Raw genomic sequence first — 6,723 nt, forward strand, 5'->3', positions numbered from 1 at the left:
ATCGTTACTAAATGAATATACAGCAATTGGAATATATTGTAGCCGTAGAGGAATATCAACATTTCGGGAAAGCGGCCGAGCATTGCCGGGTAACACAACCGACATTGAGTATGATGATACAAAAACTGGAGGAGGAACTGGATATAAAGTTATTTGACAGAAGTGTGCAACCGGTACGACCGACGGGTGCCGGGACAAAAATCATAGAACAGGCTCGAAAGGTTCTGCATCAGGTATCTCTTATAAAGGATATAGGCCATGAGGAAAAACATAATCTTTCCGGGACGTTCCGCATTGCCGTATTGCCTACCGTAGCGCCTTACCTGTTGCCGCGCTTCTTTCCTCAATTATTAAAAAAATATCCGGTTATCGATATCAGGATGCTGGAAATGAAAACTTCGGACAGTATAAATTCCTTGCTAACTAATAGAACAGATGCTATCATCATCGCTACTCATATAGAGAACAAAGACTTGGTTGTATATCCTCTATATTATGAAGAATTTTACGGGTATATATCCAATAATGAAGCTATATTCAAAAATGAACTGATAAGAACTTCTGATATTGACGGGGAACATCTTTGGCTCTTGGACGAGGGGCATTGTTTCAGAGACCAACTGGTAAGATTTTGCCAAATGGACAACGTGAGGATGCATCAAATTGCATATAAACTGGGCAGCCTCGAAACTTTTATGAGAATGGTGGAAAGCGGAAACGGTATGACCTTTATTCCCGAACTTGCCACCTATCAGCTCGATGACCGACAGAAGCAACTGGTTCGGCCGTTTGCCATTCCCAGACCGACTCGACAAATATTTCTTATAACCCGGTCTGATTTCGTACGTCATGAATTGCTAAACTTATTTATAAAAAGTCTGAAAGAGACGATACCTGAAGAGATGTTGACGCTGAAAAATACGCAAAAACTGGTTTAGGAATTACTCTTCATAACATTTGCAAGGGTATTTTTTGACTCGGTACAGGAAAGGCTTCATCCAATCGGGATAAGTCGCTTTGGGTAAGGTGTATCGACAGACTTTTATAATTCTCGAGGACATGCTTCTTGGTAGAAGCTTTCGGAATAGCAATAACGCCCGGCCGACGCAATACCCAAGCCAATGCAATCTGAGCGGGTGTCGCAGAATGGAGCAATGCAATCTCTTGTAATACAGGATGCTTAAGCAGACGCCCTTGTTCTACGGGAGAATAGGCTATTACCGGAATGTGCCTATTATTGCACCACGGCATCAGGTCGTATTCTATTCCTCTACGGGTCAGGTTGTACAACACTTCATCTGCTGCACAGGTGTTTCCTTCGGGTATCGCATAGAAATTTTCCATTTCAAGCACATCCATATTACTTACTCCCCATTGGAGGATTTTCCCCTCTTGCTGTAACGAGAGCATAGCTTCCACCGTTTCTTCAAAGGGGAAAGGACCTTCCCAATGCAACAAATAGAGGTCTATATAATCAGTCTTCAACCTTTTTAAGGAATTCTCGCAAGCTCTCCGAGTCCCCTGGCAATTTGCATTTGAAGGTAAAACTTTAGAAATCAGAAATACATTATCCCTAATACCTTCAATTGCTTCAGCCACTAACTTCTCTGAACGTCCCGAACCATACATCTCGGCTGTATCAATGACCGTCATACCCAATTCTATGCCTGTGCGTAATGCTTTTATCTCTTCTTGTTTATTCAAAAGGGAGTCGCCCATATTCCAAGTACCTTGCCCTAATGCCGGTACGACTTTTCCATTGGGAAAAATAACTACGTTTTTCATCTATATGTCTTTTACTTATTACAATATATTAAAAGATAAGCTCTCCTTCCGGTTCATTTTTTTTAAATAATTCACTTTTCAGTCATTTTTACACTGTTTCAAAGTCACAAATAATTATTGATATTAAAGACATCTTCTAAAGAAATTCTCAAAAGCGGCTGAAACCGATAAAGGCAATATCCGGAAAAGAAATGCTGATAAAACAAAAATGGTTGTCTCACGACAACCAATCTTTGTTAACCTTAAATCTAAATACCATGAAAAACACAGTGCAAATATAAAAGGGTAATTTGTATTTTACAAATATAAATATAAAAAAACGAGTTATATTAACATTATTTGAGTGAAATATGATTCTAAATTAACATTTCATTTGGGTTGAATTATTTTTTACGGTTCAACGATTTTTTTCTTATTGAACTAATAAAGATTTTTCCCCGGTCTATCTCCCCCGTTCCTGTATATCACGCGGACCAACGCGCTTTATCAGAATAGAAAAGCTCTCTTGAAAACTGTCATAAAAATATCATTTTCAGAATACACTGTTTCCCTTTACCAATTTGTCCGATGAAAATATTTATCCTCAATAGGCAGGAAAGATTCCTGAAGATAATAAAAATATATTCATTCCAAATCTTGTATTGCAGTGCCCTCTGAAACTCAGAAACTCACCATCCCTTCCCAAGAAAATAACTCGATACTACTCTTTATCATTGCCTGCTTTAATAAGATTTTTAACCTTGAAACTACGGATTATTCCATATATCCACCCTTCATCGGTGATACTGCATATTTTGTATATAGTCTCAATATGCCTTTAGTCTTCTTTTTTTCAGGAGGAGTCCATTTTCTCTTTCTCTCAATCAATACTCGTTCCATTTCTTCAGAAGAATATTTAATACCCTTGACACCTATAACATTTAAAGACCGAGCATCTATATCAACATGTATAAGGTCATCCTTTTCAATTAATGCAATATTCCCACCCTCCATAGCCTCAGGAGATACGTGTCCAATAGCCGGTCCTCTTGTCGCTCCTGAAAAACGACCATCTGTAATTAATGCGACAGTGGATGAGAGAGCCTGATCCGAAGCTATAGCCTCAGTTGTATAAAACATTTCCGGCATACCACTTCCCTTAGGCCCTTCATACCGGATAATAACGGCATCTCCAGGAGATATTTCCCCTGATAAAACAGCTGAAATCGCACTTTCTTCACTATCAAACGGGACAGCTCTTAATATAACATTCCTCATTTTACTTGACATTGCAGAATGCTTTACAACAGCACCTTCTTGGGCAATATTCCCTTTTAATACAGCGATCGCACCTTCTTTACGAATAGGCTCTTTACAAGTTTTTATAATATCGTTTTTACTGACATGACGTTCTTTTAATTTTTCATTCCAATAATCATAATATTTATTTTGCCTCAGTTCTTCCAAATTTTCTCCTACACTTTTCCCTGTTATAGTAAGGGCATCCAAATGAAGGAAAGATCGTAATTCTTCCATTATTGCAGGTGTACCACCGGCATATATATAATATTCCGCCGGATAAAATCCGCTTGGGCGAATATTCAATATATAAGGTATATTTCTATGAATGCAATCAAAGAAATCGCCATCAAGCTCTATATCCAATTCATGAGCAATTGCCGGAATATGCAATAAAGAATTGCTTGAACCAGCAATTGCAGCATGCACCATAATAGCATTTTCAAATGCTTCAACAGTAAGAATTTTTTTAGGAGTAAGTTTAGTATGAGCTAAAGAGACGGCACATTCCCCTGCTTTTTGTGCCATTTTCAAAAGATCTTCTGAAGTTGCAGGCAAAAGTGATGTTCCTGGAAGGGCCAGCCCTAAAGCTTCTGACAAGACTTGCATGGTTGAAGCTGTTCCCATAAAAGAACACGCGCCACAACTTGGGCAAGCATGATGTTTAACATATTGAAATTGGTCAAAATCAATTTTCCCTTTTATATATTCTGCATTATATTTCCCCAATTGTTCGAGTGTCAAAGAATTTGGCCCTGCCGGCATAATTCCTCCAGGAACAAATACAGCAGGCATATTTAATCGAGCGATAGCCTGTAAAAGGGCCGGAATACCTTTATCGCAAGATGAGATAAAAATTCCAGCATCATATGGTGTTGCCGAAGCGTGTATTTCTACAAGGTTTGCGATTGTTTCCCGAGAGACAAGAGAATAATTCATCCCATCATGACCTTGAGCTTGACCGTCACAAATATCCGTTGCATAAAATTCTGCGGCTCTCCCTCCGACATTTGAAACCCCATGTTTTGCACTTTTTACCAACTTATTAAGATGCGCACTTCCCGGATGGCTTTCTCCGAAAGTACTTTCTATAATAATTTGCGTCATATCAAGCTCTTTTTCAGACCACCCCATTCCCAATCGTAGAGAATCCATTTCCGGGGCCAAATCTCTTATTTTTTGACTGATCAGCATAGCATTTTTTATTTTAATTCCGGAATAATAGTCATTTCTTTTCCCTGTGCAAAAGCATTAATATTACGTACAACTGCTTGAGCCATACGATTACTTGCCTCTTTCGAGTTAGAACCACAATGAGGTGTAAGAATTACATTTTTCAAATTTCTCAAATCTGCATCTTCTGAGATAGGAAGATATGGCTCTTGTAAAAAGACATCAATGGCAGCTCCAGCCAATTTACCTGTAGATAAAGCATCATAAAGGTCCGACTCATTAATAAGATTGCCTCGAGAGGTATTTACCAATAAAGCGCCTGTTTTAAATTTGTCTATGGTCTCCTTGTTGATATAATTTTGGGTTTCTGTTGTCGCTGTCATATGTATGGAAATTATATCGGCTTCGGCAACTGCCTCTTCAAAATTTCCGGTAAAGAGATCTGCAATCCCATCATTTGCTCCGTACTTATCAAAGGCATGTATTTTCATTCCGAATCCCAATTTGGCAATTCGGGCAACACTACGGCCTATCTGTCCATATCCAAGAATAGCCAACGTCTTATTTTTTAATTCCAATCCTGTCCGGCCCTGCCATATACCACTCATCATTGTACTATGCAGATATGGGATATTTTTTGCCAATGACAAGATAAGGCTCATGGCATATTCTGCTACAGAATCGGTCAATGTTCCGGGAGTATAGGCAACTTTTATCTTCCGCTGACGACATATATCAATCGGAACGGCATTATATCCTACCCCATACCGAATAACGACAGATCCCTCTTCCAACGATTGATAAAAATCTTTAGAATAAGCTTCCGCTCCTATGACAAAACACTTTATCCCTTTTCTATGAAGCTGAAGCATTTTTTCTTCATCTAATACATCTGTAAGATGATATTTTATGGAAAATTTATCTGCACTATCCGAAAACACCTCACGACTTCTTTCAAATAAATCTTTTTGCAATACTACATCCATGATTACAAATAATTATAACGATTAGTTTTATATATTTTATTAACATCACTTCTTGTCTTTATAGGAATTATCTTATAATTGTACACATATTCTTTTGATGTTAATCGATATTTTTCCAACGGCATTCCTGAAGGATTCCAAGAAGTATTACCTCCTACACCAGCTTGCAAAAGATCAATATTTACAATATACCCTTGATTTTGAATCAGCTGAAAAGTATATTGGGCACGTTCTATACCTTGTACTGTGTAAGGCCAAACAGAGCAACTCAACAAAGAGTCTCCAGACATAAAAAGCAAGCCTGTCAAGTCATTATTTAGTCTCAACCAACGAATATCCATGTGATTAGAGCTTTCTTGAGGTTTAACATAACTGTAGTAAAAGTCTTTTACCTTTCCTTGATATAATCCTATTTCTGCACCGGCTCTTCTATCTATATAATTTTCAAAAGGTCCCATTCCATAAAATTGCATTTGATCAAAACTCTTGTTTACACCCACTTGCATACCTACACGCATAGGATCCGGTGATGTATTGCCTATCGACAAAGATAATTGCACGCTTATAACTCCCTGATTATCTATAGAATAATTTTCCACACATTTGATCTCTTCATCTATAGATATTCTTTTTACTTCAATATCTATTTTTTCAAAAGATACATTCTTGACTTCAAATTCATTTATTGGAAAACTTTCAGAAAGAGAATACCATATCTTTCTTGTTTCATGGGATTTCCAGCAACGACGATCATTATCGGTTTGAGGCCTCCAAAAGTTAGGATGCAAAGCTTCCGAGAGATATTCTATTCCATCTTTTTTTATTGAGGCAAGTACAGCCTTTTCTTTATCAAAATGACACTCAAAAGTTTTCCCTATACAAATCGCCAACTCTCGTTCTGAATTCTTGGTTATAATTTTAGCGTTTGTCTTTAATTCAGATTTCGGCTTATTATAATTATAAAAGGGTAATTTAAACTGCTCTTTCGCTATTTCAAAACCAGCATCTGCCCAATAAGAAGAATATTTTGTCTGTATAGATATACGCAAATAATACTCACTGGCAAAATCCGGATTTATTTCTTTGAAAGGAATCCTTACAAACGTAGAATCCTTGGGAGACAATTGAATTTCTGATAATATTCCATTTCTAATTTCTATACCGTCTTTTTGAATACTCCAACATACTTGATATTTAGATAAATTAGTAAATACGGAACGATTATAAATTGAAATCTCACCATTTCTCAGATTGACCGGCTTAATGGTGAATGGTTGAAAAATATATTTTATGCTCCATAATGCCGGTTTCGGAGTACGGTCAGGAGCAACAATACCATTTAAACAAAAGTTCGAAGCATTAGGCTTATCTCCATAAAAACCTCCATATGAATAGAAAATCTCTCCGGTTTCTGATTTTTCCTCCAATCCTTGATCTATCCAATCCCAAATACATCCTCCGCATAATCGTTTTTTTTGATGTATCAAATCCCAATATTCTT

5 protein-coding genes are annotated in these 6,723 nt (G+C 37.3%); 1 reads left to right on the forward strand and 4 read right to left on the reverse strand.

The genetic code is table 11. The features are described from left to right. Positions 1-11: 11 nt before the first annotated feature. On the forward strand, positions 12-938 hold the full coding sequence (locus tag BN2628_RS03805; RefSeq protein ID WP_044229875.1) for a hydrogen peroxide-inducible genes activator: 927 nt from the start codon (positions 12-14) through the stop codon (positions 936-938). Positions 939-948: 10 nt separating this feature from the next. Here the strand turns inward: BN2628_RS03805 and BN2628_RS03810 are convergent, their stop codons facing one another. The 4 genes from BN2628_RS03810 to BN2628_RS03825 all read right to left on the reverse strand — a co-directional run. Next, positions 949-1,785 carry an aldo/keto reductase gene (locus BN2628_RS03810; protein WP_044229878.1) on the reverse strand — a complete coding sequence of 279 codons (837 nt, stop codon included), beginning with the start codon at positions 1,783-1,785 and terminating at the stop codon, positions 949-951. Positions 1,786-2,538: 753 nt separating this feature from the next. Next, positions 2,539-4,257, reverse strand: coding sequence for a dihydroxy-acid dehydratase (gene ilvD / locus BN2628_RS03815; RefSeq protein ID WP_044229882.1), 1,719 nt, complete (start codon positions 4,255-4,257; stop codon positions 2,539-2,541). Between the two features lie 8 nt (positions 4,258-4,265). Continuing rightward, positions 4,266-5,222: a 2-hydroxyacid dehydrogenase gene (locus BN2628_RS03820; protein WP_052431570.1), complete on the reverse strand. Its 957-nt coding sequence runs from the start codon at positions 5,220-5,222 to the stop codon at positions 4,266-4,268. Between the two features lie 2 nt (positions 5,223-5,224). Then, positions 5,225-6,723: beta-galactosidase small subunit-related protein (locus tag BN2628_RS03825; protein ID WP_154668391.1), on the reverse strand; the 1,499-nt coding region annotated here is incomplete at its 5' end.

This window comes from Gabonia massiliensis (assembly GCF_001403595.1).
Taxonomy (GTDB): Bacteria; Bacteroidota; Bacteroidia; order Bacteroidales; family Coprobacteraceae; genus Coprobacter; species Coprobacter secundus.

Coding starts and splice junctions, on each gene's coding strand:
- BN2628_RS03805 (WP_044229875.1), top strand. CDS start 12: ATGAATATACAGCAATTGGAATATATTGTAGCCGTAGAGGAATATCAA.
- BN2628_RS03810 (WP_044229878.1), bottom strand. CDS start 1,785: ATGAAAAACGTAGTTATTTTTCCCAATGGAAAAGTCGTACCGGCATTA.
- ilvD (WP_044229882.1), bottom strand. CDS start 4,257: ATGCTGATCAGTCAAAAAATAAGAGATTTGGCCCCGGAAATGGATTCT.
- BN2628_RS03820 (WP_052431570.1), bottom strand. CDS start 5,222: ATGGATGTAGTATTGCAAAAAGATTTATTTGAAAGAAGTCGTGAGGTG.